Source organism: Devosia soli (assembly GCF_000970455.1).
In the GTDB taxonomy this organism is placed as follows: domain Bacteria; phylum Pseudomonadota; class Alphaproteobacteria; order Rhizobiales; family Devosiaceae; genus Devosia; species Devosia soli.
Window position 1 is genome coordinate 1 of record NZ_LAJG01000033.1, and the last position, 25303, is coordinate 25303.

23 protein-coding genes are annotated in these 25303 nt (G+C 61.2%); 12 read left to right on the plus strand and 11 right to left on the minus strand.

What is annotated here, in order from left to right; translation table 11 throughout:
• Positions 1 to 528, minus strand: a 528-nt coding sequence (locus VW35_RS15345; protein ID WP_244465917.1) for a DUF1036 domain-containing protein, incomplete at its 3' end; no start/stop codon positions are given.
• Positions 529 to 719: 191 nt separating this feature from the next.
• Between VW35_RS15345 and VW35_RS15350 the strand changes: the two genes are divergently transcribed.
• Positions 720 to 980 (plus strand): DUF2312 domain-containing protein, encoded by a 261-nt coding sequence (locus VW35_RS15350; RefSeq protein WP_046143980.1) that lies wholly within the window; start codon positions 720 to 722, stop codon positions 978 to 980.
• A gap of 15 nt (positions 981 to 995) precedes the next feature.
• On the opposite strand, the gene VW35_RS15355 is transcribed toward VW35_RS15350, so the two are convergent.
• Positions 996 to 1592 (minus strand): hypothetical protein, encoded by a 597-nt coding sequence (locus VW35_RS15355; RefSeq protein WP_152662620.1) that lies wholly within the window; start codon positions 1590 to 1592, stop codon positions 996 to 998.
• Positions 1585 to 2736, minus strand: coding sequence for a hypothetical protein (locus VW35_RS15360; protein ID WP_046143982.1), 1152 nt, complete (start codon positions 2734 to 2736; stop codon positions 1585 to 1587). The genes VW35_RS15355 and VW35_RS15360 overlap by 8 nt, the downstream gene beginning before the upstream one ends.
• Positions 2737 to 2890: 154 nt before the next feature.
• On the opposite strand from VW35_RS15360, the gene VW35_RS15365 reads away from it, so the two are divergent.
• Positions 2891 to 4054: a glycosyltransferase family 2 protein gene (locus VW35_RS15365; RefSeq protein ID WP_046143983.1), complete on the plus strand. Its 1164-nt coding sequence runs from the start codon at positions 2891 to 2893 to the stop codon at positions 4052 to 4054.
• A 64-nt stretch (positions 4055 to 4118) separates the two neighbouring features.
• Here the strand turns inward: VW35_RS15365 and dxs are convergent, their stop codons facing one another.
• From dxs to VW35_RS15380, 3 genes are all read right to left on the minus strand, one after another.
• A complete protein-coding gene (gene dxs, locus VW35_RS15370; RefSeq protein WP_083982878.1) occupies positions 4119 to 6047 on the minus strand; it encodes a 1-deoxy-D-xylulose-5-phosphate synthase in 1929 nt (642 codons plus the stop codon).
• Positions 6048 to 6190: 143 nt separating this feature from the next.
• A complete protein-coding gene (mepK, locus tag VW35_RS20725) occupies positions 6191 to 7894 on the minus strand; it encodes a peptidoglycan L,D-endopeptidase MepK (protein WP_483088784.1) in 1704 nt (567 codons plus the stop codon).
• A gap of 196 nt (positions 7895 to 8090) precedes the next feature.
• Entirely contained in the window at positions 8091 to 9794 is a 1704-nt protein-coding gene (locus tag VW35_RS15380) for a L,D-transpeptidase family protein (protein WP_052951783.1), read from the minus strand.
• 471 nt (positions 9795 to 10265) lie between these two features.
• On the opposite strand from VW35_RS15380, the gene VW35_RS15385 reads away from it, so the two are divergent.
• Together VW35_RS15385 and VW35_RS15390 are read left to right on the plus strand one after the other, a co-directional pair.
• Positions 10266 to 10631 (plus strand): ArsR/SmtB family transcription factor, encoded by a 366-nt coding sequence (locus tag VW35_RS15385; protein WP_046143984.1) that lies wholly within the window; start codon positions 10266 to 10268, stop codon positions 10629 to 10631.
• On the plus strand, positions 10609 to 11121 hold the full coding sequence (locus VW35_RS15390; RefSeq protein ID WP_046143985.1) for an SRPBCC family protein: 513 nt from the start codon (positions 10609 to 10611) through the stop codon (positions 11119 to 11121). The genes VW35_RS15385 and VW35_RS15390 overlap by 23 nt, the downstream gene beginning before the upstream one ends.
• A gap of 4 nt (positions 11122 to 11125) precedes the next feature.
• Here VW35_RS15390 and VW35_RS15395 read toward each other — a convergent pair whose 3' ends face one another.
• The 4 genes from VW35_RS15395 to VW35_RS15410 are packed head-to-tail and all read right to left on the minus strand — an operon-like array spanning position 11126 to position 15515.
• Complete coding sequence (locus VW35_RS15395; protein ID WP_052951784.1) at positions 11126 to 12172, minus strand: aldo/keto reductase; 1047 nt, start codon at positions 12170 to 12172, stop codon at positions 11126 to 11128.
• Positions 12173 to 12192: 20 nt separating this feature from the next.
• Entirely contained in the window at positions 12193 to 13395 is a 1203-nt protein-coding gene (locus tag VW35_RS15400) for a mandelate racemase/muconate lactonizing enzyme family protein (protein ID WP_046143986.1), read from the minus strand.
• 4 nt (positions 13396 to 13399) lie between these two features.
• Positions 13400 to 14755 (minus strand): mandelate racemase/muconate lactonizing enzyme family protein, encoded by a 1356-nt coding sequence (locus tag VW35_RS15405; protein ID WP_046144048.1) that lies wholly within the window; start codon positions 14753 to 14755, stop codon positions 13400 to 13402.
• 55 nt (positions 14756 to 14810) lie between these two features.
• Positions 14811 to 15515: a GntR family transcriptional regulator gene (locus VW35_RS15410; RefSeq protein ID WP_046143987.1), complete on the minus strand. Its 705-nt coding sequence runs from the start codon at positions 15513 to 15515 to the stop codon at positions 14811 to 14813.
• Between the two features lie 263 nt (positions 15516 to 15778).
• Here VW35_RS15410 and VW35_RS15415 point away from each other — a divergent pair, with 263 nt between their 5' ends.
• From VW35_RS15415 to VW35_RS15440, 6 genes are all read left to right on the plus strand, one after another.
• Complete coding sequence (locus VW35_RS15415; protein ID WP_425283786.1) at positions 15779 to 17281, plus strand: extracellular solute-binding protein; 1503 nt, start codon at positions 15779 to 15781, stop codon at positions 17279 to 17281.
• A 94-nt stretch (positions 17282 to 17375) separates the two neighbouring features.
• On the plus strand, positions 17376 to 18317 hold the full coding sequence (locus tag VW35_RS15420) for a carbohydrate ABC transporter permease (protein WP_046144050.1): 942 nt from the start codon (positions 17376 to 17378) through the stop codon (positions 18315 to 18317).
• Positions 18314 to 19207, plus strand: coding sequence for a carbohydrate ABC transporter permease (locus VW35_RS15425; RefSeq protein ID WP_046143988.1), 894 nt, complete (start codon positions 18314 to 18316; stop codon positions 19205 to 19207). The genes VW35_RS15420 and VW35_RS15425 overlap by 4 nt, the downstream gene beginning before the upstream one ends.
• Before the next feature lie 11 nt (positions 19208 to 19218).
• A complete protein-coding gene (locus tag VW35_RS15430; protein ID WP_046143989.1) occupies positions 19219 to 20316 on the plus strand; it encodes an ABC transporter ATP-binding protein in 1098 nt (365 codons plus the stop codon).
• Between the two features lie 17 nt (positions 20317 to 20333).
• Complete coding sequence (locus tag VW35_RS15435) at positions 20334 to 21494, plus strand: mandelate racemase/muconate lactonizing enzyme family protein (protein WP_046143990.1); 1161 nt, start codon at positions 20334 to 20336, stop codon at positions 21492 to 21494.
• Positions 21495 to 21517: 23 nt separating this feature from the next.
• Positions 21518 to 22264, plus strand: coding sequence for a ribonuclease activity regulator RraA (locus VW35_RS15440; RefSeq protein ID WP_046143991.1), 747 nt, complete (start codon positions 21518 to 21520; stop codon positions 22262 to 22264).
• A gap of 18 nt (positions 22265 to 22282) precedes the next feature.
• Here the strand turns inward: VW35_RS15440 and VW35_RS15445 are convergent, their stop codons facing one another.
• Positions 22283 to 23008 carry an SDR family oxidoreductase gene (locus VW35_RS15445; protein ID WP_046143992.1) on the minus strand — a complete coding sequence of 242 codons (726 nt, stop codon included), beginning with the start codon at positions 23006 to 23008 and terminating at the stop codon, positions 22283 to 22285.
• Positions 23009 to 23085: 77 nt separating this feature from the next.
• On the opposite strand from VW35_RS15445, the gene VW35_RS15450 reads away from it, so the two are divergent.
• Together VW35_RS15450 and VW35_RS15455 are read left to right on the plus strand one after the other, a co-directional pair.
• Complete coding sequence (locus VW35_RS15450; protein ID WP_046143993.1) at positions 23086 to 23760, plus strand: TetR/AcrR family transcriptional regulator; 675 nt, start codon at positions 23086 to 23088, stop codon at positions 23758 to 23760.
• 14 nt (positions 23761 to 23774) lie between these two features.
• On the plus strand, positions 23775 to 25154 hold the full coding sequence (locus tag VW35_RS15455; RefSeq protein ID WP_046144051.1) for an FAD-containing oxidoreductase: 1380 nt from the start codon (positions 23775 to 23777) through the stop codon (positions 25152 to 25154).
• The last annotated feature ends 149 nt before the right edge of the window (positions 25155 to 25303 follow it).

The window sequence follows — 25303 nt, forward strand, 5'->3', positions numbered from 1 at the left end:
CGGCGGGAGGGGCACCACCTGATCAGCCTCGTTTTCGGGGTCGACCAGGAAGGTCGGCTCCTCAAGATCTTCACCTTCACCCGGACCGACCACGTTGGGCGCTCCCGCGCTCTCGGTCAGTTGCAGCGTCCAGTCCGTCCGGTTTTGGGTATCGATTTCAAAGAACCCGGTGCGCTCATAGCCCCGCGCGAGGCAATCCTCAACCCCGAATATTGTGAAGGTTTCGTCGCGCGTGCACATGAAGACCTGGCCATCCCAGGCGCCGCCGCCGATATCGTCGACGGCATAGAGGTAATAGAAGCGCCGGGCGAGGTCGCCCTGATAAAGCGTGCGGCAATCACCGGGCGGAGTTTGCCACCAGCCTTCGCTCATCCAGCCGCGCTCAGCCCTATAGCCGAGGGAAACCGAAACCATGTTTGCCGTTTCGTTGCAGATGCGCAGATCGGCATAGGCCGGGAGAGGTGCGGCAAGGAAAAAACCGCCAGCAAGGAGGGGAATAAGGATCGAGCCGAGGCAGATGCGTTGCACGGGCGCGCCATGAGACATTGGGAAACCGCGTTTGTTTGAGCCGATGAGACAAGTGGGGTCAATGGCTAATGACCCGATTTGACGGAATTGCGGGCATGCAAGTCGCGCTTATTGGGAGAATCGGTGCGTCAAGGGGTTGAACCGCGCGGGGCCTTGGGGTTCAAGACAGCCAGAACAAGAAGAGGTTTACGATGGCCGTCGAAGACAGCGTCGCCCAGGACCAGCTCCGCGCCTTTATCGAGCGCATCGAGCGGATGGAAGAAGAAAAGGCTGCGATTGCAGCCGATATCAAGGAAATCTACGCCGAAGCCAAAGGCAACGGCTTTGACACCAAGATCCTGCGCAAGATCGTTACGATCCGCAAGCAGGATGCCAATGAGCGCATGGAGCAGGAAGCCCTTCTCGAACTCTACATGTCTGCCCTCGGCATGGTCGAAGGCGCTTCCAACTGAGTTTTGGCCCGGCCCTCAGGCCGGGCTCAACGAGGCGGCGGTCAGCTTGACCGAGCGCCAATAGGTGTTGGCGACGCGCTTGCCAGGACTGATGGCATCAGGGTAATCGAGCGCAATATCGGCAAAGCCATCCTCGTCCAATGCATCGATCGGAACGGGGATGGTGAAGCGCTCGGTCTTGTCGGGCGTCACGGCGATCTCCCGCAATTTCTTGCCATCGACGGAAATGACGACGCGCTGCTGGGCTGGGCCCGGCAGCGTGACGCCGGTCAATTCCAGCATCAAAGTGAGGTTTTGCCTCCGACCGATGGCAAGGCGCAGGCGCGAGGTTTCGCCGATCGAATGCATGCCATCGCCAGCCGGACCGTCCCAGCCGCAAGGACGGGTTTCGCGCGTGTTGTCGCCGCCGGAGCGGAAATCGAGCTCGGTGCCAAGCGCATAGTCGCCGGTCACAGGCTGGGGCAGACACGTGGTCGTGCGGTCTATGTAATAGGCGCGATAATCGGCCGAGACATTTGGGTGGAGCGCCTGCCAGAGCACTGCCAGCTCGAAAAGCGCCAGCAGCGCGGCGAGGGCATAGGCGGCAAGTGCGGCCGGGGAGCGTTCAGACAAGCGCAACATTGCCTCCGAGCCAGGCGAGGGTGACGAACCAGGCGCTCACCAGAAGCGCGGCAAGACTGATGGCAAAGACAATCCGGTTGCGTCCGAACAGGGTGGCCAGGGTGATGGTAATCGGCGCCATGGCGGACATGAAGCGCAGCATCGAGGCCAACCCCGCTGCGAGCGGGATGATGATGCCGAGAAAGCAGAAGATCACCGCAGGCCATTGGCGGCGCCAGGCGAGAATGCCGGTGACGAAAAGGCCCACGACAGCAGCGACCGCCAGGATTTGGGAATTGCTCAGAATTGCGCCATTCGTCGGCCAGTTGACGAGGCCCTCCCAGAGATAGACCGCAGGATTGGCGACCTGGCGGCCCCAGGCCCGCTGGGTATGGCTGAAGGCCAGTCCGTCCCCGATCCAATGATTGAGGAAGGCCATATAGGCAAAAAGCCCGAGCGGCGAAATGAAGATGGCAAGGACAAGCTTTGGCTGACCAAAAATGCCACCCACGACGCCGCGCCATGTTCCGTTAACCTGCCGGTAATCCATGAGCGCCTTGACCCCGATCGAGAGCGAGGAAAAGACGCCGACAATACGCGTTCCGGACAACAGGGCGGCAGCACCGGCGGCGCCGAGATAGTCCGATTTGGCGAGATAGCGGAAGACCAGCGTCGTCAACAGCACATACATCACCTCGGTGAAAAAGGTGGTGAAATAGAATGAGACGGGCCCCGACAGCATGAAGGCGGCATAAAGAGTATAGGCGCGGAGGCTGCGTCCAAGGAGCGGCCAGGCTACGACAACCGCGACATAGGTGAAGCCGATCGAGAGCAGGCTCGCGAGGACGATGGTGGGCAGAGGAATGATCTTGCCGATCAAGCCCACGAGCATAGGATAGAACGGGAAGAACGCCCAATTTCCGGCATTGACCCGCGAAGGAATTGGAAAGGGATCGTAACCCGTCTCGGCCATGCGGATGTACCAGCCACAATCCCACCGGCAGAGCGCACCAAAGTAATTGGTCCATTCGGTATCGGGCTGGGCATAGCGGAAGGCGAGAAACCGGATCAGCGTGCCGCTGACGATAAAGGCCAACGGCAGAAGCAGGACCCATGCAATATGCTTGTCCTGCCCAGAATCTGTGGTTTGAAACATCGCGCCTCCAGCGATGATGAGAATGCGCCAGATTGCATAAAGCTCAAACCATCACATCTGCGCCCCGCGCAACGCAGCCATGCCATCTATTTGTGCAACTTTCGGTACGCGGCGTGCTTTTACAGAGTTGTCCGCAGACAGAGTTTCTCAACAAATGCCGATTGGCCCCGTCACCGAAGCCCTCGTCGAACATTCCACCACTTTCCGTCCTCCCCAGCTGGCCGTCATTGTCCCGTCCTATAATGAGCGGGACAATATCGAGCTGCTTTATGAAAAAGTGGCGCTGGCGCTCGGCTCGACACCTTGGGAAATGATTGTCGTCGATGACGATAGCCCAGACGGTACGGCCGATGTGGTCAATGAACTGAGCCGCATCTACGCCAATATCCGATGCCTGCGCCGCTTTGGCAGGCGGGGTCTGGCTTCCGCATGCGTCGAGGGGATGGCCGTTACGTCCGCGCCTTATGTCGCCGTGATCGATGCCGACCTGCAGCACGATGAAGCCATTCTGCCACAGATGCTCGCCGAGGCTCTCAATGGGGCCGATCTCGTTGTCGGCTCGCGTTTCGCCGAAGGTGGTTCGGCTGGAGACGGGCTGAGCCAGACGCGGCTTTCAGGCAGCAATTTTGCCAACAAGCTTGCCGGGATGATTGCCGGGCAGGCTGTCAGCGACCCGATGAGTGGGTTTTTCCTTATTCGCCGCGAGGCAGCACTGGCGGCGGCCCCCAAGCTTGCAAGCGATGGGTTCAAGATCCTGATCGATCTGATCGTGACATCGGCCCGCATGGGCAAGCCGCTCAAGATCGCTGAAGTGCCGTACACTTTCCGTCCCCGCCATGCCGGCGAAAGCAAGATGAACCCCCTGATCGTGATCCAGTATCTCGGTCTTTGGGTTTCAAAGATGACCGGTGGCGCCTTGCCGCCGAGCTTCCTGCTATTCGGTCTTGTCGGCGGCACTGGTGTCGTCGTCCATCTCGCCGTGCTTGGCGCCACGACAGGGCTGCTGACGGGCAGCACCGGCATGACGCATGAAGCGGTGTTCGTTGCGGCGCAGATCACGGCAACACTTGTCGCCATGACTTGGAATTTCTTCCTCAACAACAATCTGACCTATGCCGACCGCAAATTGCGCGGGGCACGGCTCGTAACGGGGCTTTTGAGCTTCTTTGCGATCTGTGCGCTGGGCGGCATTGCCAATATCTCGGTAGCCAATGCCATTTATCAGTGGGATCATCAGACTTTCATCGCCGGCCTATCGGGCGCGATCATGAGTTCGGTCTTCAACTATGCGGTGACCCGGGCCTTTACCTGGAAATAGCAAGCGAGAGCCTCAAACAAAAATCCCCGCGCAAGCGGGGATTTTTTTACCTGCCTGACTGATGTCAGGCATTCGCGAGAGCCGCCTTCATTGCAGCTTCGTCAAAACCCAGTGTCGTGAGCGCCGTCTGAACGATGCCGGCGCGATCAAGGCCTGCTGCTGCATACATGTCGTTCTGGTTGGAATGTTCATCGAACCGATCAGGGATCATCAGCGGCCGGAAGCGGACCTTGCCGTCTAGAAGTCCATTTGTCGCAAGGAAAGTCGCGACATGGCTGCCGAATCCGCCGAGCCCACCTTCTTCGGTAGTGATGAGCACGTCGTGATCCTGCGCCAGCCGCGCGATCAGTTCTTCGTCGAGCGGCTTCATGAAGCGCGCATCGGCAATAGTCGGGTTGAAGCCTAAAGCCGAGAGTTTGTCGGCCGCCGCGAGAACTTCGCCAAGCCGGGTGCCGTAGGATAGAAGAGCGATGGTATTGCCCTCGCGCAGGAGGCGACCCTTGCCGATCGGCAGGATTTCGCCGCGCGCCGGCATATCGACACCTATGCCATCGCCACGTGGATAACGGAAGGTGATCGGGCCGGCGTCATAGGCCGTCGCGGTGGCGACCATGTGGCGAAGCTCCGCCTCGTCAGCGGCGGCCATCTGCACGATGCCGGGCACAGCACCGAGATAGGCATTGTCGTAGTTGCCGGCGTGAGTCGGGCCATCGGCGCCGACGAAGCCGGCCCGGTCGATGGCAAAGCGCACGGGCAGGCCCTGGATGGCAACGTCGTGAATGACCTGGTCGTAAGCACGCTGCAGGAAGGTCGAATAGATGGCGCAGAATGGGCGCATGCCTTCGCTAGCAAGGCCGGCGGCAAATGTGACCGCGTGCTGTTCGGCGATACCGACGTCGTAAATGCGATCGGGAAAAAGCTCGGCAAATTTATCGAGGCCGGTGCCCGTCGGCATGGCCGCGGTAACAGCGACGACGCGCGGATCGTTCTGCGCTTCCTGGATCAGCGTCTCGGCAAAAACATTGGTGTAGGAGGGCGCGTTCGACGGCGCCTTGGTTTGCGCGCCGGTGATGACGTTGAACTTGGAAACGCCGTGATACTTGTCCGCCGAATTTTCGGCAGGTGCGTAGCCCTTGCCCTTCTTGGTGACGACGTGGATCAGGACGGGGCCCTTCTCCATTTCGCGGACATTATCGAGCACCGGCAGGAGATGGTCGAGATTGTGACCGTCGATCGGCCCGACATAATAGAAGCCCAACTCTTCAAAGAGCGTGCCGCCCGTAAAGAAGGCGCGGGCGAATTCTTCGGTCTTGCGCGCAGGTTCGTGGAGCGGCTTGGGCAGCTTGCTGACCAGCGACTTGGCGGCGTCGCGCGTGCCGCGATAGACCGGGCTCGAGACGAGCTGGGCGAGATAGGCACGAAGAGCGCCCGTCGGCGGGGCGATCGACATGTCGTTGTCGTTGAGGATGACGACGAGCCGCGCATCCATGTCGCCGGCATTGTTCATCGCTTCATAAGCCATGCCCGCCGACATGGCGCCATCGCCGATGACGGCAATGACATTGCGCTGAATTCCCAGATGCTCGCTGGCGACCGCCATGCCGAGACCAGCCGAGATCGAGGTCGACGAGTGGCCGGCGCCAAACGGATCGTATTCGCTTTCGGCGCGGCGCGTGAAGCCGGAGAGCCCATCCTTCTGACGCAGCGTGCGGATGCGGTCGCGGCGCCCGGTCAGGATTTTGTGCGGATAGGCCTGATGGCCGACGTCCCAGATGATGCGGTCATGCGGGGTATCGAAAGCGGCGTGCAGCGCGACAGTGAGTTCGACGACGCCGAGGCCTGCACCGAGATGGCCACCTGTGACCGAAACCGCATCGATCATTTCGAGACGCAGTTCGTCAGCCAGCTGGCGGAGGTTTTCGCGTGGCATGGCACGCAGATCGGCAGGAGTCTTGACCGTGTCGAGCAACGGGGTGTGCAGCTTTTCGGCCAAGCGGGGCTCCCATCAGGATGCAATAGCTATCTGTGTTTAGGCCCGCGGTAAGGCCAATGCAAGAACTGGCGCATCACGGGTCTAATCACTTCGAACGTGCAGATTGCTGAAAAGTGGCACCAATTCATGGCACCAATCGGCAATTATTTCGCTGGCAAGGCGAACCGGGCAGTTCCGGGCATGGTCGTGTCGTCGCCGACGCCCATGACGATGACGTGCTGGCCCATTTCCGGGGTGGGATCGAAGTCCGCTTCATCCCGATCGAAGATCACGGCGAAATGGTTGGAGCTCAGGCTTGCCGGGGCTGCGAACACATCGACGACGTGTTCGAAATCGGGCGCGACGAGGTCGGGCTTGCGAAGGCCGTCGACCGCAACCGGCTTAGATACGTGCGTCGTCAGGGCGGCGACGAGGTCTTGCTGCTGGGCATCGGTGGCCGCAGAGAACGTGCCCGAGAAGAGGTTGGCCATCTCGCCGTCCGTGGCCGGCAGGCCCGAAAGTTCTGTCGGCATCGGGGTTCCGATTGACGCAAGAACCGGCAAGCGGTTGGTGGGCGCGGGCGGAATTGCCCCAGTGATGCTTGGCGTCAGCGATGCGGTGACCGCAGGGCCCAGAGCAGGCTGGGCTGCGCCAGGCGTCGAAGCAACAGGCGCATAGGCGGTGAGCGTTGTCTGCTCCGCCTCCGTTGGGCGAGCGGGCAGCGGGGTCGGGATATCGGTCAGGGCTGCCAACGCCGTCACGGCGTCGCCGGCAGGGAGGGCTGCGGCCGTGGCGACACGCAACGCCTCGGACTTTATCGCCGGAATGGGAATGTCCTTAGGCGTTGCCATTTCAGCAGGATCAAGCGGAGCGCTGCCCGTGGTCGAGAAGGGCAGGAAACTGGGCGTGGCGGGCACCGGCGCGACGGGCGCGGCGTCGGGCGAAGGCTCGACAGCGGCGGCGGCAAGCAGGCTTGCAGGGCGGGGTGCAGGGATCGGGGCGCTTTGCGGCGTCGCCATTTCCGGCGCGACGGAAGCGAGCTGGATGGGCGCTGGAGCTGCAGCTGGAGCGGGCGTCGCCGGGGTTTGCTTGCCGCCGAAGATCACGTCCATCAGCGTCTTGCCGCCACCGCCGCTATCAGCGACCATGGTGCCCGAGGAACTGCCATTGCAGGGATAGGCGTGGCAGCGCTTCCACTCGGCAAGGGCGACGTTATAGCCTTGCTGGGACAATGGCTTGCCGTCCGTTGGCAAGTGCATGGTCTTGCCGTCGGGGAAGAGCTCCTCGAGCTGGGCGCGGGTCATGCGCGGCCAGGCGCGGACGGAGCCTACGTCGAGATGGACGAAGGGGCTGCCCGAAGTGGGGTAATAGCCGACGCCGCCGACCTGCTTGCTCATGGCGACGGCGCGCAATTTGGCGAGGGGGACACCGGGGATAAAGAAATCCATCGCGGTGCCGCGCATATGCTGGGAATTGTCTGCCACGCCTGAAGAATTTGCCGCCAGCATGGCGTTGGTCTTGGGCGAGCGATAGGCGGATACAATATTGATCGGCTGGGTGGCGCCAACCTGCTGGTAAACTTCCCAGACAAGGTCGAAAAGGCGCGGGTCCATCTTGGTGGGTTCGTTGCGGCGCCAATCGCGCAGGAAATAGTTCAGTTCGTTGAGGCCGGACTGGACGTACTTGCCATCGCGCTTGAAGACGATGCGGGCGGTTTCCTTGGTGTGGGTATAATAGAGATAGAGGGCCCGCTCGGTCGCAGCCATGGCTGGCTGCGCGACATAAGCGCCAAGAAAACAAATACTTGCTAGCGCTGCTGCGACAAAATGCAATAAGCGGCTACGCTTTGAAATGGAAGTCCCCGTCACGCCAAACTCTGCCCGGTTTCATGCCAGTATCGTTGGACGTTAGCGCGAAAATCGTTCGGATTTATTAACGCTAACCAGGTGTGAACCAGCCTCGACGGCCCCCTCACGCCCTCGTTATTAAGGGCAAAAGCGGGCACAACCAAGGCGAAAGTGTTAGCAACACGTTAACGGTGAGGCGGCGGGAGCGGCCAATCGGTTACGGCGAGAGCTCTTCGGGCACGTTTTCGGCCTCGGCGATGATCTGCGGCACGCCGGTCGAGGATGCGAGACCCATGGCCTTGATCAGCTTTTCATTGTGGCCATAGACGTCGCCAAAGGAGCGGATGCTGCCATCGGGTTCGACGCGCAGGGTAAAATAGGCGAGGTGGACCGGGATCTGCTTTTCCGGGTTCACCCAGCGCTCGTTGGGCCCGAACATGGCTTCGAGCGAGGTGCGCGAAATGTTGGCCTCGTTGGCCATCAGTGCGTCAGCAAATTCCATCGGGTTTTCGACGCGGACGCAGCCGTGGCTGAAGGCGCGAGCCGAGCGCGCGAAGAGCGACTTGGACGGGGTATCGTGGAGATAGACGTCGTGCTTGTTGGGGAAGAGGAACTTGATCTGGCCGAGGGCATTGCTGGCGCCCGGACGCTGGCGGACCTTGAAGGGGAAATATGAGGTCGAGACCTGCGACCAGTCCACCTGCCAGGGACTGACCGGGCTGCCATTATAGAGCAGGTCCATATTGTGGCTGTCGGTATAGCCCGGATTGCGCAAGACGGCCGGGGCGATCTCGCCCTTGATGATCGACGAGGGCACGTTCCAATATGGATTGACCACGATGTGGCGGATATTGTCCGAAAAAATCGGGGTCTGGTTCTTGACCGTGCCGGTAACGACCCGGGTCGTATATTCGGGCTTGCCGTCGCGCTCGATCCAGAGCCGGAATTCGGGGATATTGACGAAGACGTGGAACTGCCCGAGGTCCGAAGGCATCCAGCGCCAGCGTTCCATATTGGCAATGATGTCTTCGCGGCGTGTGGCATTGCCGCCATTGAAGGCAGCAATGGTTGCCGGCCCAATGATGCCATCGACTTCAAGGCCCAGGCTTTCCTGGAAGGTTTCGACGGCGGTAACGAGATCGGTGTCATAAAGCGTTGAGGTCGTGTCGGCGACTTCGAGGCGCGCGCGAATCAGGGGGACGCGCGGATCTTCGCCACCGGGGCGCAGGACTGGACCATCCCCGATCGGGGTCGGGCGCGCGGTGTTGGCGGCCTTGAAATTGGCGAGAGCTGCCTTGAGCGCCAGAAATTCTGGATGCTTGGGTTCGAGTTCGGCCAGGATCGGGGCCGGATCGTCGCTCTTGGCGAGGCGTTCGAGAAGTCCTGCCTGATCGATCGGTTTCGGCTGAATATCGAGAAGTTCGCTGACCGACTGCGGCTTGATGCGGCCATTGTGAAGATGGTTGGCGTAGCGCAGCACGGAGCCCGAAAATGCTGTTTCGAGCGCCGCGAGAGCTGCCGGATCGCCGCCCCTGGCACGTGCGAGATCGATATCGGGCGTCAGATAATCGTTGGGACGCAGGCCTTCGGTTTCGGCCGCCTTGAACAGGGAAATGATCTTTTCGGCCGACGGCGAGAAAGTCACCGCGCCATTGGCAGCGGTCGTGATCCAGATCGGCTCGAAATGGCGTTCGCCATAAAGGAAATAGAGCTTTTGCGCTTCGGAATAAGCCTGGCTATCGCGCGTCGCGCCATAATAGGCCTGCGACAGACCATCCTTGATGATGCGGGCGAGAGGGGTCAGCGGGGGCGCGATGACGACGGCGGTCGGCTCGATGCTCGCCACATCCTGGGCCAGGACCGGGGCTGCAATCCCGGCAGCCAGAACCAGGGCAACCAGACTAACCGCAACCTTCTTCATGTCCGCTCCTTTGCTCAGGCGACACCACTCGACGCAAGCGGTTCGCACCCGGGCAAGGATCATTACGCATGAAAGATTAACGGGAGCAATTGCTCCCATTATTGTGAGCGCAAGGTGTGACCTGGGCGCAACGACTGCCCACAATGGCGTTATCCGCTTGGGCCTTCTGCCCGCAGGCGCACGCAATAATTTGCTGAAAGGGCAGTATCTTAGTGGCCGGCCGATTGCTGTCGTGCAGTGCCTCGCCAGGCACCATCAGGACGGTCTGAGATCTGCTTCCGGCGGCCGCGACATAGCGGATGCCGGAAGCAAAACCGACTTTGCCGGCTAGGCTGCAGCACCGAGAACCCTGAAATTCTCCCATAGGCCGCGGCTGATCATTGGGCGGAAGCAACTGGGCCAAAAAGTCTGTTAGGCATGGTACAGCCGGACCGACTTGCATTATTCGTCCACGTCGATACACTGAACCATATGGTTCAGTATTCTCAATCCGGCTATGATGCCTGCTTTGCTGCGCTTTCCGATGCGACACGGCGGGGCGTTCTTGAGCAATTGGCGTGTTCGGACGCCTCGGTCACCGAGCTGGCAGAGCGGTTCGAGATGACGCTCACGGCGATGAAGAAGCATGTCGATGTCCTCGTGCGGGCCGGGCTCGTAACGACGGAGAAGGTGGGGCGGGTGCGCACCTGCCGGCTTGGAGCCGGACGGCTCGAAGACGAATTGGCGTGGATCGAGCGGTACCGGCAGCTCTGGGCTGCGCGGTTCGATGCGCTCGACGCGGTGATCGAAGACCTCAAGCAAAAGGAAAGTGCCGATGAGCGACGCAACGACGACTGAAACGATCGCGACCAAGAGTGGCACCGTGACGAGCCGCAGTTCAGAACGCGAACTGCGGACCACGCGCGTGTTCGAGGCGCCCGCGCGGCTGGTCTTTCAGGCCTGGAGCACGACCGAGCTGCTGATGCGCTGGTGGGCGCCCAAGTCGTTCGGCATTACCTTTATTTCCTGCGAAGCCGACGTGCGCACCGGTGGCCATTATCGCTTCGTCTTCGGGCATCCCGCTTCCGATCAGCCGATGGCGTTTTTCGGAAAGTATCTCGAAGTGATCCCCCCGACCAAGATCGTCTGGACCAATGAGGAGAGCGAAGAGGGCTCGGTGACGACGATGACGCTGACGGAAGAAGGCGGTCGGACGACGCTTGTCGTGTCCGATGTCTATCCGTCCAAAGCGGCGCTCGACGAGGCGATCGCTTCAGGCAGCACGGGGGCCTTCCCCGAACAATTCGAGGCGCTGGACGCGATCCTGGCGGAGCTGGCCGGCCGCTAGCTCTTCAGGGCATCTGCACTGCATGGGCCGGGTCAAACTCGGCCTTGCCGAAGGTCGATTTGAGGTTGATCTCGGTCCATTCATGGGGATAGCCCATGACAAGGGGCAGGGCGGCGGTCAGTTCGTCCCTTGCCTCATCGGGCAGATCGATGTCGCCGGCACCGAGATTTTCCTCGACCTGGGCCACGGTGCGGGCGCCGATGATGGCGGCGGTGATGCGCCGGTCGCCAAAGAGCCAGCTCAAGGCGACCTGGCTCGGCGTGTGGCCCAGGCGATCGGCGATTTCGGCCACCTTATCGATGAGCTTGAGGGCATCCTCGAACCAATAGCGCGGCATGGTGATGGCAGCCTGGATGCCAATGCGCGAGCGCGCGTCGGGGGCAGACTGATTGCGATACTTGCCGGAGAGAAGACCGGCGGCAAGGGGGCTCCAACAGATGATGCCGGCGCCGGCATCGGCCGCGGCGGGCAGGATTTCACGCTCGATGTCACGGCGGATGAGATTGTATAGATGCTGGCCCGAGACCAGCCGCTCGTAACCCTTGGCATCGGCGAGGGTATTGGCCTTGGCGATCTGCCAGCCATAGAAATTGGAGCAGCCGATATAGCGCACTTTGCCCGAGCGCACGAGATCGTCGGCGGCGCGCAGGCTCTCTTCGAGCGGGGTAAAGGGATCGGGGCCGTGGAACTGATAAAGATCGATATGGTCGACACCGAGCCGTTTGAGGCTGCGATCGCAGGCATCGATGATGTGCTTTCGCGAGAGGCCGCGGGCCGTGACGGCGGGATCGGTGGGGAACCAGCATTTGGAGGCAAGCACCAGCTGGTCCCGGTCAAAATCCTTGATGGCATGGCCGAGCATGCGTTCGGATTCGCCGGCGCTGTAGCCGTCCGCGGTATCGATGAAATTGCCGCCACCTTCGACAAAGCGCCGGACGATGGCGCTCGCGGTCTCCTGGTCGCACCCCCACTGGCTGTTGCCGAAGGTCATGGTGCCGAGGCAGAGGCGGGAAACGAGCAGGCCAGAGCGGCCGAGATAGCGATATTTCATCCGTGATCCCTCTCGGCCCTTCAATCGAAGAAGCCGGCATCCTCTTCGAGCAGGTATTTTTTGGCGCCTTCGGCATCGATGTCGAGCCCGAGGCCAGGGGCTTCGAGCAGGTCGATGTGACTGTCCTTGACGATCTGGCCTTCGGGAAGGCCGATGACGATATCCTCCCACCATGGGTCGGAGGCGCTCGGATATTCGAAGGCGATGTAATTGGCGGGGAGGGTGGCGCAGACGTTGATCAAAGCGCCAAGGCCGAGGAGGCCATTTGCCGTGCCGTGCGGGGCCATCATGATCGAGTGCATATAGGCGTGTTCGGCGACCCATTTGAGTTCGGCAATGCCGCCGATATCGGCCGGATCGGGGCCGACGACGCGCACGGCCTGGGTTTCGATCAGCTCCTTGAAATTGTGGCGGAGGTAGATCTGTTCGCCGGTATGGATCGGCGTCGAGGTGGAGGTGGTCAATTCGCGATAGGCCTGCGGATTGACCCAGGGGACATAATCGCCGGTCAGCATGTCCTCGAGCCACATGAGGTCGTATTTTTCGACCGCGCGGGCGAAGCGGATGGCGTCGTTGAGGAACCAGCCGGGGCCGCAATCAAGAGCGAGCGAGACCTTGTCGCCCAGGACTTCCTTCATGGCGGCGACGCAATCGAGCATGTGGTTGAAGCCGCGCTCGGAGATCTGCCCCTGATCCATGGCGCCGTGATAGCCGGCTTTGGTCTGGCGCGGGCCGTAATGGAAGTCTTCGATGCTGTCCTTCATGTTGGAGTGGAAGGAAATGCCCTGCTTGACCATAAAGAACTTTTCGGGCCGCTCCATCATCCACTTGACGTCGGCGGCGTAATCTTCGGGCCGGTCGCCGGTGCGCTTCTGGCGGATCGAGCCGTTGTAGACGCGGACCTTGTCGCGGACCTTGCCGCCGAGGAGCTTATAGACCGGGACATTGGCGGCCTTGCCCGCGATGTCCCAGAGCGCATGCTCGATGGCGCTGACGGCAGCGCCATAGGGCTTGAACGAGCCGCGCTGGCGGATTTTGAGCATGCAGCGCTCGACATCGGTCGGGTCTTCGCCGATCAGCGCATCGCGGAAGTGCAGCACCCAGGGCTTTAGGTAGGTCTTGGTGAATTCGACTTCGCCAAGGCCATAAAGGCCCTCGTCGGTGACGATGCGGACGATGGGGTGGCGGCCGATGACGGCGCAGCGGAGGTCGGTGATCTTCATATGATTAGCTCCACGTCCGATCCCAGCTATATTCCTGGTCCCAATGATCCGTCGGCTGCCAGATGCCGGTAACGCCGGGTTGCAGGTGTTGGCTGATGACCTCGTCGACGACGTCGTCGATGCCGAGGCCGGGCTTGTCGGGCACGGTGATGAAACCATCCTGGACGAGGGGTTTGGGCAGGCCGGTGACGATGTCGTCCCACCAGTCGACTTCGACGGAGTGATATTCGAGCGCCATGAAATTCTCGGTGGCGATCGCGACATGCGCCGCGGCCATGGCGGCGATGGGGCTTTCGGCCATGTGGATGGCCATGGCGACCCCATGATCCTGCGCCATGTCCCCGATCTTCTTGGTTTCGAGAATGCCGCCGGATGTCAGGAGGTCTGGGTGAATGACGGAAATGCCGGCTTTGAGGAGTGGCTCGAAGCCCTCCTTGAGGTAGATGTCTTCACCCGTGCAGATGGGGACGGTGGTCGCTTCCTGGAGCTGGCGATATTGCTCGGTATATTGCCAGGGGATGACGTCTTCGAGCCAGGCGGGGACGTATTTCTCGATGCGGCGGGCGAGGCGGATGCCGTTTTGTAGAGAGATATGGCCGACGTGATCGATGGCGAGGGGGACCTCGTAGCCGATGACCTCGCGCACCTCGTGGATATATTGCTCGAGAAGATCGATGCCCTTGTCGGTGAAATGCAGGCCACTGAAGGGGTGACGGACATTGTGCGTATCATAGACCGCATTGCGGGCACGGCGCGCCTCCATCGAGGTGACGGGGCCGCGGTCGGGATGGACGCGATAGGCTTCGAGCGAGCCGGCAGGCGAGACGACGGCGCCGGGGATATCGGCGATCTGCATGAGGCCCAGGTCCATCTTGAGGAAGGTGAAACCCAGATCCATGCGCGCCTTGAGGCGCTTGCCGGTTTCGGTGCCGCTCGGCTTATCGGCGTCGGTGTCGCAATAGCAGCGCACCTTGTCGCGGAACTTGCCGCCCAGCATCTGGTAGATCGGCACGCCATAGGCCTTTCCGGCGAGATCCCAAAGCGCGATTTCAATGGCGGAAACACCGCCGCCCTGGCGGCCATGGCCGCCGAACTGCTTGATGCGGCGGAAGAGGCGATCGATGTCGAGCGGGTTTTCGCCGAGGAGCCGGCTCTTGAGCATCAGTGCATAGGTGGCGCTGGCGCCATCGCGCACTTCGCCGAGGCCGACAATGCCCTGATTGGTATAGATCTTGAGAAGTGCGGAGGTGAAGGGTGCGCCGACGATTTCGGCAACCCGAAGGTCGGTGATGCGCAATTCGCTCGGCGCGGAAGACCGCCGCACATTGGTCTCGATACGCTCGCCGGCGGTCAAATCCATGGTCATTAAGATCCCTCCCTAATTATGCTTTCACCGCGTCAGCGGTGCGGATGTTCTATCCGGCGCTCCTCCGCGCCAGATTGCGTTTGGCGACGCCCATCTGTTCGATGATGTGACGCCCCGATCCCTCGACGTGACGAGCGACCACGGCCGCGGCGCCTTCGGCATCCTGCGCCTTGATCCGGGCAATGAGCTCGCGATGCTCGCTGAGAACCGCTACGCGACGGCTCAGCGACGTCGGGAAGCGCCTACTGATGGCGCGCAGAATTTCGCGATGCTTCCACCAGAGGTCGGCGGCGTGCCGGTTGTAGTGGCGATCGTAAATGAGCTGATGGAACTTCGTGTCGAGCCTGGCATGCAGTTTCGGATCGGCAAAGTTGAGGGCCTCGATCTCGGCCTGGGCGGCTTCGAGTTCGGCAATGTCGGCATCGCTGACGATCGAGACGAACCATCGCGTCAGCGCCGGCTCGATGAGCATTTCGATCTCGATGATGTCGCGCACGAAGTCTTCGTCGATGGCCACGACGCGGGCGCCGCGATTGGCCTCCATCACCACAAAGCCTTCGCCGCGCAATTGCTGCAGGGCCTCGCGCACGGGATTGGTCGAGGTGCGATAGGTGGCGGCGAGATCGGCGACCTTGAGGCGCGCATTGGGCTCCAGCCGTCCCGAAATGATGTCCTCGCGGATCAGTTCGTAGATAGTGCTTGGCTGGTCATTGGCCGTTTGAGCCAGGTCAGGATTAGCGCTGCTCTCGTTCATAGCGCCTGTCTTATGCGCCTTTCACGGCGCCGCCAAGCTTGTTCGCACGTATAAATCACAAAATAATGTACGATCTTCTCGCGCTTGACACACAAGTGTGGGTCTGTAACGTTCCCGGTGGGTGACATGGGCAAAAGCCCAGCCCCGGAGCAGGCGCCACCTGATCGTCTGCAAAGAGGAGGCGCAGCGCACGCTGCGTGGAAAGCCAGGTCAGACCGAGGGGGTCGAGCGGCTTTCCTTGAGGAGGACTATCGATGACCAATATGCAGGGCCGCGCTCAGCGGCCGGGCTCGCTGACTCGTCGGCAGGCCGTCGCCTACGCCGTTGCGGCTCTGGCGACCGCGTCCCTGATGTCGACGACCGCTTTTGCCCAGACTGTGGATCTCAGCCAATGGTCGCCCGAATATGTGAGGTCGATCGCCGGCACCAAGCAATTCGACGCAACCAAGGATTGCGGCGCCGTCGTTCCAAACGATTATGCCGGCCGCGTCAGCTATTGGTATACCGGGCCCTTCGAGGCCGATCCGCAGATCGCGCATGAACAGGACAAGGCTTTCTGGGAAGCGTTCAAGGCCGCCTATCCCAATATCGAAACCGACGTCCAGTCGATCACCTATAACGAATTGCTCGACAAGTTCCGTACGGCACTGCTCGGCAATGCGGCCCCGATGGTCATCCGCCTCCAGATCCTGGGTGGCGTCGAATTTGCCGCAAAGGGTTATCTGCAGCCACTCACGCCCGAAGACGTCGGCTATACCGCGGCCGATTTCTGGCCCGGTGCGCTCAAGTCGGTGACCTATGAGGGCACCACCTATGGCCTGCCGACCAATAACGAGACCATGGCGCTGATCTGGAACGCCAAAATTTTCAAGGATGCCGGGCTCGATCCGGAAAATCCGCCAGCTACCTGGGATGACGTGGTGGCCTATTCCAAGACCATCCACGATAAGCTTGGGATCGCCGGCTACGGGCTCGTCGCCAAGCAGAATGCCGGCAATACGCCATTCCGCTTCATGCCGCAGCTCTGGGCCTATGGTGGCGGGGCGCTCGACGAAGCCTCACCCAACCCGACCTATACCAAGGTCGAAATCAACAATGACGGCTCCAAGGCAGCGCTCCAGGCTGCCTATCAGATGTACGTTGTCGACAAATCCGTCCCGGTCTCGGCCCTGACCAATACCCAGGCTGAAAACCAGGCTCCGTTCATTGCCGGACAGCTGGGCATGATGATCGCCCATCCGGCCGAATATGCCAAAATGGTCGACCTCGCCTCCAAGGCTACAGGCGCGGACAAGGCCGTTGCCGACGATGTCGTCGCCAATATGCGTTATGGCCTCATACCGACAGGCCCGGACGGCAAGCGCGCCGTGGTGTTCGGCGGCTCCAACATCCATGTGGTCAAGCCCGAATTCGTCGAGGGTGGACAATCTGACGAACAGGCGGTCAAGGCGTTGATCTGCTTCTGGAATAGCCCGGAATGGTCGACCAAGCTCGCCTGGGTCGGTTCCAATCCCGGCAATATCAACGGCTTCCTGACCGATGCCATGAAGGAACGCCTTGATACGATCAAGTTCCTCGATGTGACCACGTCCATGCTGCCCAACGGCATTCCGTTCCCGGTGATCCCGCAGGCGCCTGAGATCATGAACATCATCGTTCCTGACATGCTGCAGAATGCCTTGACGGAAAACATGACGGTCGATGAGGCGGCCAACGATGCAGCCACCAAGATCGAAGCGATCATCGGCAGCGGCGGCGGCCTCTGACCCCTAGCGACTCCGAGGATCGGCAGCCTTCGCTGCCGGTCCGCGATGCCCACGAAAAAAGGGTTGTCTAGTGAGCAGTGTTGAGAAGCAGGCCATCTTTCGCGACGTGCCTGGATTTGTGCCCAAGAGGCCCAGTTTCGGCCAGAAGATCTGGAGAAGCCGCGCTGACTATCTCTATGTCGCGCCCGCTATTCTGGTCATGCTCGTCGTGATCGCCTACCCGATCTATTACACCATCGAGCTGAGCTTTTTTAACACACCGGCCAGCCTGTCACTGGCCGACAAGCAGTTCAACGGGATCGACAACTACGTCACCATTCTGACAAGCCCCGTCTTCTGGAAGGTGACGTGGCAGACCATTGTCTGGACAGTGTTGTCCACCTTCTTCGCATTTTTGCTCGGCCTTGGCGCCGCGCTCGCCCTCCATCGCGAATTCGTTGGCCGTGCATTGTTGCGTGGGCTTTTGCTGATCCCCTGGGTCATCAGCGCGGTGGCCGCCTCCTATGTGTGGAAGTGGCTTTATCACTCCGATTTCGGCGCCATCGGCGCGGCGCTGGTGCAACTCGGGATCACCGACAGGCCCATCAATTTCATCGATAATTCGACCAGCGCACTTTATTCGCTGATCGTGGTCAATGTCTGGAAGGAATTCTCCTTCGCCATGATCATGCTGATGGCCGGGCTGCAAACAGTGCCTGATAGCCTGTTGCGCGCCGCCCAGGTCGATGGCGCCAATCCCTGGCAACGTTTCTGGCACGTGACCTTCCCCCACCTTTCGGGTGTGTCGACGGTCACGATCCTTCTGCTCGTCGTGCAGAACTTCAATTCGTTCATCATCCCCTTCATCATGACCGGGGGCGGCCCCGTGGGATCGACGCAGATCTGGATCACCCACATCTATGAACTCGCTTTCCTGCGGCAGCGCTGGGGCGTCGGCGCGGCCTACGCCGTCCTCCTTTTCATCATCATGATGACGCTCGGCTACTTCTATGTCCGCGCGCTGACCCGCGGCGATGAATCGAGGGCCGGCGCATGACCAGTGAAACCGTCAATTCAGCTGAGCCCGTCCGCGTCGCCCGGCGGCGCGGTATCGATGGCTGGCGCTGGGCGGGCCGCATCTTCCTGACGCTGCTGGTGGGCTTCACCATCATGCCGATGTTCTGGATGGTGATCACTTCGCTCAAAACCGGCTTCGCCGCCATGCAGTATCCGCCGCAGTGGTGGCCGGCCTCACCAACGCTCGACAACTATTGGCGACTGCTCGATCCCAATGGGAGCGTCGGCCGCGATTTCCTGCGCTACTTCTGGAACAGCATGTTCGTGTCCGTCGCGACGACCGTGCTCGCCGTCTTGGTGGCGGTTCCGGCGGCCTATGCCTTCTCGCGCTTCCGTTTTCCGGGCCGGAACTTCCTGTTCTTCGCCATTCTCCTGCGCAACATGTTTCCCGCGGTCGTCTTCCTCGTGCCGCTCTTTATCCTGATGCGGGTGTTGGGTCTCGTGAACACGCATGGCTCACTGATCCTGACCTATCTAACGTTCGGCCTGCCACTCGCCATCTGGCTGCTCAAGGGCTTTTACGACAATATCCCAATCCAGCTTGAACAGGCCGCGCGCATCGACGGCGCCACACGCTTCCAGGCCTTCTTCCATATCGTCATGCCGCTTTCGACGCCCGGCATCATCGCCACGTCGATCTACTCGTTCATCGGCGCCTGGAACGAATATATCTACGCCTATACCTTTCTCACGCGGCACGACCAGATGACGCTGCCGGTCGGCATCCAGCGTTTCTTTTCCGAAAACGCCACCGATTGGCCGGGCCTGATGGCCGCCACCTTCCTGATGAGCGTGCCGGTCGTCGTGCTGTTCCTCGTGCTGCAGAAATACTTCGTGCGTGCCCTCACCGAAGGCGCCGTCAAACACTAACGGGGGTGCACATGGCCCAAGTGGTTCTCAAGGATCTCGTCAAGACCTATGGCTCGGTCTATGCCGCCAAGGATGTGTCGCTGACGGTCAATGACGGGGAGTTCGTCGCGCTGGTCGGGCCATCGGGCTGCGGCAAGACGACGACGCTTAATCTCGTCGCCGGGCTTATTCCGATCACCTCGGGTGACATCGTCATCGGCGATCGCATCGTCAACGACCTCGACCCCAAGGATCGCGACATCGCCATGGTGTTTCAGAACTACGCGCTTTATCCGCAAAAGACGGTGTTCCAGAACCTGGCTTTCCCCTTGATGATGCGGAAGCTCCCCAAGGACGAGATCGACCGCAAGGTGCGCGAAGCGGCCAAGGTGCTCGACATCACGCACCTTCTCGAGCGCAAGCCGCGTGAACTTTCGGGCGGGCAGCAACAGCGCGTGGCGCTCGGGCGGGCGCTGGTGCGCGATCCGGCGGTGTTTCTCATGGACGAGCCGCTGTCCAATCTCGATGCGAAGCTGCGCGTGCAGATGCGCTCCGAGATCAAGCGCTTCCACCAGGATCTCAATGCCACCATCATCTACGTGACCCATGACCAGCTCGAGGCTGTGACCATGGCTGACAAGATGGCGGTGATGAACGGTGGGCTGCTCCAGCAATACGATACGCCGGCAAATGTCTTTGCCAATCCGGTCAATATGTTCGTTGCCAGTTTCGTCGGCAGCCCGGCCATGAGCCTCGTGCCGCTCGAACTTTCGAGCAGCAATGGCCAGAGTGCGCTGACGAGCGCGGAAGGCTGGAGCCTGCCGCTCTCGGAACGCAATGCGCGCAAGGTTGCGGGTGCATCTTCGAATAAGGTGGTTCTCGGCGCGCGCCACTCGACCATAAACCTGCACAAGACGCAGATGCCGGGCACCGTGCCCGCCCGCGTCTACACAGTCGAGCCCACCGGCGACATCACCTTCGTCCAGGCGTTCCTCGCCGGCGCCATCGTCAATATCAGCCTGCCGCCGTCGGTGGTCGTGGCGCCGGATGAACAGGTCTGGCTCGAATTCGACCAGGACCGCATCCACCTGTTCGACGGGCAGACCGAAATGGCGCTGCGCGCCGACTAACCACCAGAAACTAGACCATGTCGCTCAAGCTCAAGATCACTGCATTCAAGCCCTATCCCGTCAAGGTTGGAATCCGGAACCAGTTTCTTCTCAAGATCGAGACCGACCAGGGTGTCTTCGGTTGGGGTGAAAGCGGTCTGACCGGCCGGGAAAAGGCGGTGGCGGGGGCCATCGAGCACTATTCGAAGTTTCTGATCGGCCAGGATGCGATGCAGATCGGCCGCATCTGGCAGGAAATGTATCGCAGCCAGTATTTTGAAGGCGGCCGCGTGCTGCAGGCGGCGATTTCGGCCATCGACATCGCCCTCCACGATATCAAGGGCAAGGCGCTCGGCGTACCGGTGTATGAATTATTGGGCGGCAAGCAGCGGCACGCCGTTCCCGCCTTTGCCTCGACCGGCGATGCCGCAGGCGAGGGGGCAGTCGAGCGGGCGCATGAATTGCGCGAAATGGGGTTCGACGCCATCCGCTTTTTCCCCATCGGCCAAGATAACCGCGACGTCTTCGAGCCGCGCCAATCGATCGCCGCCACGGCGCGCCTGCTTAACCGGGCGCGGGCGGAACTGGGCGATGAAGTGGTGCTCGGCATCGATTACCATCACCGCCTGTCGGTCGCGGAAGCGGCAAGCTTTTGCAACAAGCTCGACAAGGGCGTTTTGGATTTTCTCGAAGAGCCGATCCGCGACGAGACGCCGGAAGCCTATGAATCGCTGCGGACCATGACGGATATTCCCTTCGCCATCGGCGAGGAATTTGCCAGCAAATGGCAGTTCGTGCCCTATATCGAGCGGGGTATCCACCAGTTCAATCGGCTCGATGTCTGCAATGTCGGCGGGCTTACCGAGGCGATGAAGGTCGCTGGATGGAGCGAGGCGCATTATGTCGACCTCATGCCGCATAATCCGCTCGGCCCGGTGTGTACCGCTGCCACGGTCCACTTCGCCGCGGCGGTGCCCAACTTTGCCTGGCTCGAAACCCGCGCGCCCGAAACCGCGCTCGGCTTTGACAATTCCGAATTCTTCCCAGTGCAGCCCAGGCTTGAAGGCGCCGTCTATCCCGTAAGCGACGCGCCGGGGCTTGGCGTCGAGGTCAATGAGACCCTGCTTGCCAAGCAAGGCTTCGAGTTCTGGGAAGCCCCGCATCTGAGACGCACCGATGGTTCGGTGACCAACTGGTAGGCCAAGGGCCCCGAGGAGACAGCATGATCGAGACCCATGACATCACCCGTCCGTCAAAACACCTGATCGAGGGACTGAGGGAGCTGGGCGCGGCGACCGTTGCCGGAACGCTCGGCCATATGGGGTTCAAGAACCCGCACATGACCGGCATCCTGCCCCAGACGAAGGGCAGGTCGATTTGCGGGCCGGCGTTGACGTTGCAGTGCCTTCCCCAGCGCCCCGATCTTTTCAGCGAAGGCGAATATGCCGATCCCGAAAAGCAGCTCCACCGGCATGTGCTTTATCATGTGCAGGATGGTGACGTGGTGGTGGTCGATGCGCGCGGAGACATGCGCTCGGGCATTTTCGGGGACATGATGAGCACCTATTTCAAGGGCCGCGGCGGCGCCGGCATCATCATCGATGGCGTGATGCGCGACCGGCCCAATGTCGAAAAGCTCGACCTTTCGCTCTGGCTCAAGGGCTGGTCGCCCAATTATCACGTGCAAACCGACATCTTTCCCAATGCCGTCAACGTCACCATCGCCTGCGGTGGGGTAACGGTCGTGCCCGGCGATATCATCGTGGCCGATGACGACGGCGCCGTGGTCGTACCGGTCTCGATGGCCGAAAAGGTCATCGAGGACGGCAAAAAGCACGCCGAATGGGAAGAATTTTCGCGCATGAAACTGATGCAGGGGGAATCGCTGAAACGCTACTACCCGCTGCATCCCGACGCCGAGGAAGAATACCAGGCCTGGCGCAAGCTCAACCCGGTGAAGAGGGGCTGAGCGCCTGCTGGTGTGGCTTCAGGGCTTGAAGAACGCCAACTGCTGGTGAAGCGCGGGATAGAGTTCTTCGGCCCTGGTGCTCAACATGGCCTTGAGGCCGCGGGTGTCGTCGTCGGCGAGCACCTCCAGAGCGCCGTTGACGACGCCATCATATGTCTGGGTGACGACACTCTCGGCCGTCACCTTGGGCACATCCCAACGCTTGGACATCGGCGTATCGATCATGCCGACCAGGACGCCGATGACCTGTGTCTTCTGGCCCTGAAGCTGGAAGCGCAGGCCATTGGTGGCCGACCACATCGCCGTTTTCGATACCGAATGGGCGGTGCCGAGGCCGATCCAGGCAGCGGCCGAGAGAATGTTGACGATGGTTCCGCCGCCATGGGTGGCCAGGATGGGCGCGAAAGCATTGGAAAGTCGCATCGTACCGAAGAAATTGGTTTCGAAGATGCGACGCATCTCTTCGTCCGGCCCAGAGATGGAATCCCCAGCCGGCGCGATGGCGGCATTGTTGACGAGGAGGTCGACGTCGGTCGCGATCGTTGCCGCATCGGCAATGGATTTTGCATCGGTGAGGTCGAGCTGCAGGATGGTGATGCGATCGTCGTGCCAATCGCGGGGCGAGCGAGCCGCTGCATAAACCTTGCGCGCGCCGCGCTCCAATGCCTGGCGGACGAAGTGTTCGCCGAGGCCGCCATTAGCGCCCGTGACCAGAACCGTGCGGCCTTCGAGTGACTTTTCCATTTGAACTCTCTATGTAAGTGGGGATGGTCCCCATAACTATATACGGGGGGTCTCCCCGCTTATTCAAGGAGGGTCGGATGTCGAATTCTGCACGCCCGGAAAAACCGGCCATCAATGGGCAAAGGGTCCGGCGGCCGCGAGCCGATGCCGCAGAGAACCGGGAAGCCATCCTGGCTGCGGCGCGGGACCTTTTTGAAACCGAGGGCGTTCTGGCGCCGCTCGATGCCGTCGCCGTCAAGGCGGGCGTGGGCAATGCCACGCTCTATAGGCACTTTCCCAAGCGGGACGATCTGCTGGCGGCCGTGATCCAATCGAGTTCGGACGACGCGCTGATCGTTGGACAGAAATTGTCGGAAGCGCATGGACCGGGACAGGCCCTTGCCGAGTGGGTGGTCGATCTCGCCTGGCGGCTGCGCATCTGGCATGACCTGCCGCACTGCATTGCTTCGGCGCACGGCGATCCATCGTCCTCGCTCGACGGATCTTGCCGGCCGCTGATCAATGAGACAGGGCGGCTGCTCGCGGCTGCGCAGGCCGCCAAGCAAGCCGCGCCGGGAATTGGCGCTGAGGAGGTTTATGAACTGGTGCTGGCGCTTTCCTGGGCCGTCGACCGCTATGGCGACACCGAAGAACGGGCGCGACACCGCGTGCTGATGGGAACGGCGGGTGTGTTCCTGCCATTTGCAGATGAGAAACCGCCAAGCCCTGAGCCGCCTGGCCGACGGCAGGCCTCAGTTCGCCGCGCTGGATGATCAAGGAGACGAGCATGACCGAAGCCTTCGACGCCATCATCATCGGGGCAGGCCAATCAGGCCCGTTTCTGGCTGCCAAGCTTGCGGAGGCGGGGCGCAAGGTGGCGCTGATCGAGCGCCGGCGCTTGGGCGGCACGTGCGTCAATGATGGGTGCACACCCACCAAGACCCTGGTTGCCAGCGCCCGTGCTGCCTGGGCAGCCCGGCACGCGGGCGAATTCGGCGTCCTGGTCGATGGACCGGTGCGCGTTGACATGAAGGCGATCAAGGCCCGCAAGGACGCGGTGGTCAATGCCTCGGTCAAGAGCCTGACCGACTGGCTCGGGGGGCTCAAGACCCTCGACTATATCAAGGCAACCGGCCGGTTCGTGTCGCCGAACGTGGTCGAAGCGGATGGACGACAGCTGACGGCGCCGCAGATTTTCATCAATACCGGGGCCTCGGCGAGCATTCCCGACTGGCCCGGGCTCCAGGATGTTCCCTATCTCACAAATTCGAGCATCATGGACCTCGATGTTTTGCCCGAACATCTGGTGATCGCGGGGGCGAGCTATATCGCGCTCGAATTTGCGCAGATCTATGCCCGGTTTGGGGCAAAGGTGACGGTGATCGAGCGTGGTGAACGGCCGGCGAGCCGTGAGGACGAGGATATTTCGGCGGCAATCCGGGAGAGCCTCGAGGCCGATGGCGTCGTCTTTCGCTTCAAGACGACAGTCGAGAGCGTGGCGCGGGCGGACGACGGTTTTTCGATGCGGGTCGAGGGGCCGGATGGCGCGGAGACCCTGTCGGGCTCGCATCTGCTGATCGCTCTCGGGCGGCGCCCCAATACGAAGGATCTCAACCTCGAAACCGCCGGCATCGCGCTCGACAAGCACGGCTATATCCCGGTCGATGACCACCTCAGAACGTCCGTGCCGGGTATCTGGGCGATGGGTGATGTCAACGGGAAGGGCGCTTTCACGCATACATCCTATAATGACTTCGAGATCGTCGCGGACAATGTGCTCGATGGAGGTGATCGCTCGATCGCGGGCCGTATCCCGGTTTATGGCCTTTTCGTCGATCCACCGCTCGGGCGGATCGGGATGAGCGAGCGCGAGGTGCGGCAGTCGGGGCGCAAAGCGCTGATTGCGACTTATCCGATGGCGCGGGTCGGGCGCGCGAAGGAGCGCGGGGAAACGCGGGGCCTGATGAAGGTGCTGGTCGATGCCGAGACCAATCGCATCCTTGGGGCGGCAGTCCTCGGGATCAATGGCGACGAGGTGGTGCACAACCTTCTTCAGCACATGGCCATGGGCACGGATTACCACCGGCTGATGGAGACGGTGCATATCCACCCAACGGTCAGCGAACTGGTGCCGACCATGCTCGCTGGGCTCAAGCCGCTCGAGTGAGTGGCTCGATCTGTGGCGGCGCATCTGCCGATGGTCTAGGTCCGATTGCTGCACCGCGGCTGCAATTTGAATAGAACCATGGCTCGTCAGGAGTGTCTCGGCCTGTCGGGTCAAGACGGAGCGACTAGCTACGGTCGCATCACTGTTAT